Origin of the sequence: Phyllobacterium bourgognense, assembly GCF_003337575.1 — a bacterium.
GTDB lineage: Bacteria > Pseudomonadota > Alphaproteobacteria > Rhizobiales > Rhizobiaceae > Phyllobacterium > Phyllobacterium bourgognense.
The window spans coordinates 1-4,059 of record NZ_QPJM01000049.1 but is presented as its reverse complement, the minus strand read 5'-3'; the positions used below and the strand labels follow the sequence as shown (position 1 = coordinate 4,059).

Below are 4,059 nucleotides of genomic sequence, written 5' to 3'. Positions count from 1 at the left end.
AGCAGCATAAAACATCGTCATCTCCCTTCATCTCGGTCAAGCCGGGATAGTAGTGGGAGCTCGTCCCTGGGGGGACCGCCCGATTACACATGCTTTGCGCCATCAGCGGATACCTGCCTGAGCTGAGTGCCAAGCCTACTTGGCGGGGCCCCAGCCCTTTGGAGAGGTTGTTACCGTAACGTACTTGCGCCTCCGGTAAAACATGAATGAAGCTACGGGAACGCCAGATCTCCGCAGACTATAGCTGCGTCGTTGAAACTGCGAATAAGCAGTCGGATCAGAAGCGTTTCCTGGAGCATTGACAATGATAGTTGCCGCAAGCCAGAGGTCCAGGCCATGACCTTGTCCATCCCCGTTTTCAGGAGCCTGAGGGGATATCGAGCCAGTTGGCTACCGAGCGATATATCGGCCGGGCTCGCGGTCGCCGCAGTTGGCTTGCCAAGTGCCATTGCCTACCCCGCGATTGTCGGCCTGCCTTTGGAAACGGGACTCTATGCAAGCATAGCGGCTCCGATAGGTTACGCGCTGTTCGGTCCTTCCAGAATCCTGATTGTCGGCCCGGACGCCGCCACCATGACCGTGCTGGCAGCGGCTGTAACATCGATCGTCGTCTCCCTGCCAGCCGACGCAGCGGTAGACCGTGCCATGGTTGCGTCGCTGATCGCGCTCGTAGTCGGCGCGATATGCCTCGCAGCCCGTCTGTTGCGTCTCGGCGTCGTGGCAACATTTCTTTCACGCCCGATCCTCGTTGGTTTCTTCGCCGGTATTTCCGTGTCGATCATCGTTGGACAGATTGGCCGCCTGACAGGGTTGTCGATTAAATCGGACGGGCTCGTAGCGCCGTTGCTCGAACTCATCGACGAGAGCGCGGCCATAAATTGGCCTTCGCTTCTGCTCGGGTTGTCCATGTTCATTATTTTGCAGGTGGTCAGGGCTTCGCGCCTGCCCGTACCGGGTCCGGTCATTGTCGTTGTGGTTTCGGCCATCCTGTCGGTACTTTTCAATTTCCAGCAGATGGGCATTGCCGTTGTCGGCGACATCCCCTTTGCGCTGCCATCCATCTCGATACCTTCTGTAGCCGCACTTCCACTGGATCAAATTGTGCTGGGCGCAGCGGCCGTTTTTCTGGTCAGCTTCGGATCGGGCATTGTTGCAGCCCGCAGTTTCGCGGGGCGCTCCGGTGAACATGTCGACGCCAATCAGGAACTGATCGGGCTGGGCGCGGGCAATATTGCCGCTGGCCTCTTTGGGGCATTTCCGATCAGCGCGTCGGACTCCCGGACGGCGATCTCTTTATCGGCAGGCGGCAAATCTCAGGTTGTAGGGCTTGTCTCGGCAGCAGCGCTGATAGCCACGCTACTCTATTTTAGCGATGCGATGCGGATTCTCCCCATCCCCGCACTTGGTGCCATTCTGGTAGCCGCTGCCATCAGCCTGATCGATATCGCAGAGTTGCGACACATCTGGCGTATCAGCCGCACCGAGTTCGTTTTTGCGCTTATCACCATGTGGGGAGCCATAAGCTTCGGTGTACTGGCCGGGGTGGTGATCGCTATAGCCGCAACGCTTGTCCATCTCGTGCGTCAGATGATGTTTCCGCGGGATGCTCTACTCGGCCGTCTCGGCAGTCGTGATGGCTTCTACAAGCTGCATCGCTTTCCGGAGGCCCGCCCAATTCCGGGTTTCGCCCTCTATATAATCCAGGGCAGCCTGTTGTTTTTCAATGCCGACTACGTTCGGGAGCGCATCAGAACCATTGCCGCGAGTTTGCCCGCCGGGACCCGCTGGTTCGTTCTTGATGCCAGTGCAATTGCCCAGATCGACAGCACCGCCCTTGCCATGCTCGATGATATCAGAGGCGATCTGGCGGCGGACGGGATGATTTTGGGCATCGCCGAGCTGCACGCCGAGGTGAAGACGATGCTCGAACGCAGCGGTCTCCTCGAGCGCATTGGGCGTCAGTATGTTTTCGAGGATGTGGAGGACGCAGTACGCGGCTTTGAGGCTATGCAGAACGGACTTTCCGAGGGGACGGTTGCAGCTTCAACAGGACTTCAAGTGCAGACACCAGAGGGAGGATAATGTGATGAACAAACACGACAACACATTGCGGCAAGAGGAGCATGTCGAGCACAAGAAGCTCGGCAAGGACCGCTACAACAAGCAAATGAAAAAGCTTCAGATCGAGCTCGCGCATTTGCAGGCATGGGTGAAGAAATCGGGCGCACGCGTCATCATCCTGTTCGAAGGTCGCGATGCGGCCGGAAAAGGCGGCATGATCAAACGTATCACGGAACGGGTAAGCCCGCGCGTGTTCCGCGTCATTGCGCTTCCTTCGCCAAGCGACCGGGAGAAATCGCAGATGTTCATGCAGCGCTACATTCAACATTTTCCTGCTGCGGGCGAGATCGTGATCTTCGACAGGAGTTGGTACAACCGCGCAGGCGTCGAGCGGGTGATGGGTTTCTGTTCCGAAAAGACAACGCGACGTTTTCTTGAACTGACCCCGCTCTTTGAGGCGGCGATTGTTGAAAGCGGCATCATACTACTGAAGTATTTCCTCACCGTCGGCGAGGAAGAGCAGGAGCGCCGGTTCCGCCGCCGCATCGACGACCCCTTGCGCCAGTGGAAACTCAGTCCGATGGATGTCACGTCGTATCAACGCTGGTGGGACTATTCACGCGCTTACGACGAGATGCTCAAGGTGACGGACAGGCCCGATGCCCCGTGGTGGATTGTGCCGTCCGACGACAAGGAGCGCGCGCGCATCAACTGTATTTCGCACATCCTCAAGTCGATCCCCTACGAACGGGTCAAGTTTGACGCGCCGAATCTCGGCAAGCGGCAAAAGCGGCCCAACGGCTATATCGCGCCAGAGGCTACCGCCGCCGTGGTCCCCGACGTGCTTTGAAGACGATATCCGTCAAACAACGTCATCCACGAAAGGATCAAGCAGATGCCAGAGAAAAAAGAACCACTAGATTTGAACGCGATGCCTCCGAGCGCGGCGGACATTCGCAATGAAGTCATCAAACGTGCAAGAGAGGAAGATCAAAAGCAGGCGAAAGCAAAGGCAATCCAGGAGCAGAAGGCCGCCGACTTCGCTGAAGATTTCCTCAAGAACCATGTCAGCGAAGCGGACGTCCTGTCGGTTCGCCGGCTTGTGGCGAACGCTGTCCAGGCGGGCAAATTCGAGGCTATGGTCTATAGCTTTTCATCGGATCTTTGTTCGGACAGCGGGCGCGCAATTAACAGCGGCAGCAAAGACTGGCCGGAAACGCTGCAGGGCAAGGCAAAGGAGTTTTATGATCGCTATCAGAAACTTGCCAAGCCGCAGGGTTTCAAGCTCAAGGCAATGATCATCAGTTTCCCCGGCGGAATGCCCGGCGATGTCGGCTTTTTCCTGAACTGGGGTTCAGATCACGCTTGAGACAGCTTTGCTGATGGTTGGCCGCTTCGCGTCGCCAATGCATGCGATGATCGCTGCAGGCGGTAAACGATATTGCCCAGGAGTCGGGAGGGAGAAAATGCCGTCTGTTGTCCACGATGCCGGGAAGGCCGGTAACAGAGAAAGCGCGCGTAGAAGGGGAGGTCGGATCATTGGAACGACCATTGCCCTGACCCTCGTGCTTGGCGCGAGCTTCGGTAACCCTGCACTCGCGGACGAGCCGACCTTCGCCAAACTTCAGGCCATGTGCAGAGACAGGCAAGATGAGCTGAAGCGCGGTTTTTGCATCGGGTTCCTTGAAGCCATCGCCCTGCGTGTTGCAAAGGAAAACAAACATTGCGCACTGCTTCAGAGGTATATCGACAGTCCCAACGCAAATCTCGCGTTCTCCGACTTGATAGCCGATCTGGATCCGCAGGAATATTCAGGCAGCGCCCTCAAATCCGTGGAGAAGTTTTTTCTCAACAGGGGCTGCAACTGACTGAGGGAGATTTGCGAAGGTTCTTTGAACGTCTGCTTCTCTAATCGGGCATTTGGGTCAAGCTCTTTTTTAATCTTCGGCGGCCTGATCGTTCACGCGGGTCACGCTTCTCTTCGCAGTCTGTTGGCTC

4 protein-coding genes are annotated in these 4,059 nt (G+C 57.0%); all 4 read left to right on the top strand.

Translation table 11 applies throughout. The features are described from left to right. Positions 1–336: 336 nt before the first annotated feature. The 4 genes from C7476_RS27690 to C7476_RS27675 all read left to right on the top strand — a co-directional run bounded on the left by C7476_RS27690 (position 337) and on the right by C7476_RS27675 (position 3,929). Positions 337–2,082, top strand: a complete 1,746-nt coding sequence (locus C7476_RS27690; RefSeq protein WP_114433115.1) for a SulP family inorganic anion transporter — start codon at positions 337–339, stop codon at positions 2,080–2,082. Positions 2,083–2,086: 4 nt separating this feature from the next. After that, on the top strand, positions 2,087–2,911 hold the full coding sequence (gene ppk2 / locus C7476_RS27685; RefSeq protein ID WP_114433114.1) for a polyphosphate kinase 2: 825 nt from the start codon (positions 2,087–2,089) through the stop codon (positions 2,909–2,911). 45 nt (positions 2,912–2,956) lie between these two features. Continuing rightward, on the top strand, positions 2,957–3,430 hold the full coding sequence (locus C7476_RS27680; protein WP_114433113.1) for a histidine kinase: 474 nt from the start codon (positions 2,957–2,959) through the stop codon (positions 3,428–3,430). A 97-nt stretch (positions 3,431–3,527) separates the two neighbouring features. Next, the gene (locus C7476_RS27675; RefSeq protein ID WP_245426656.1) at positions 3,528–3,929 is read left to right on the top strand and encodes a hypothetical protein; all 402 of its coding nucleotides are present in this window, start codon (positions 3,528–3,530) and stop codon (positions 3,927–3,929) included. Positions 3,930–4,059: the final 130 nt, after the last annotated feature.

Excerpts from the sequence above, each read along its gene's own strand:
- C7476_RS27690 (WP_114433115.1), top strand. The coding sequence starts at position 337 with ATGACCTTGTCCATCCCCGTTTTCAGGAGCCTGAGGGGATATCGAGCC.
- ppk2 (WP_114433114.1), top strand. The coding sequence starts at position 2,087 with ATGAACAAACACGACAACACATTGCGGCAAGAGGAGCATGTCGAGCAC.
- C7476_RS27680 (WP_114433113.1), top strand. The coding sequence starts at position 2,957 with ATGCCAGAGAAAAAAGAACCACTAGATTTGAACGCGATGCCTCCGAGC.
- C7476_RS27675 (WP_245426656.1), top strand. The coding sequence starts at position 3,528 with ATGCCGTCTGTTGTCCACGATGCCGGGAAGGCCGGTAACAGAGAAAGC.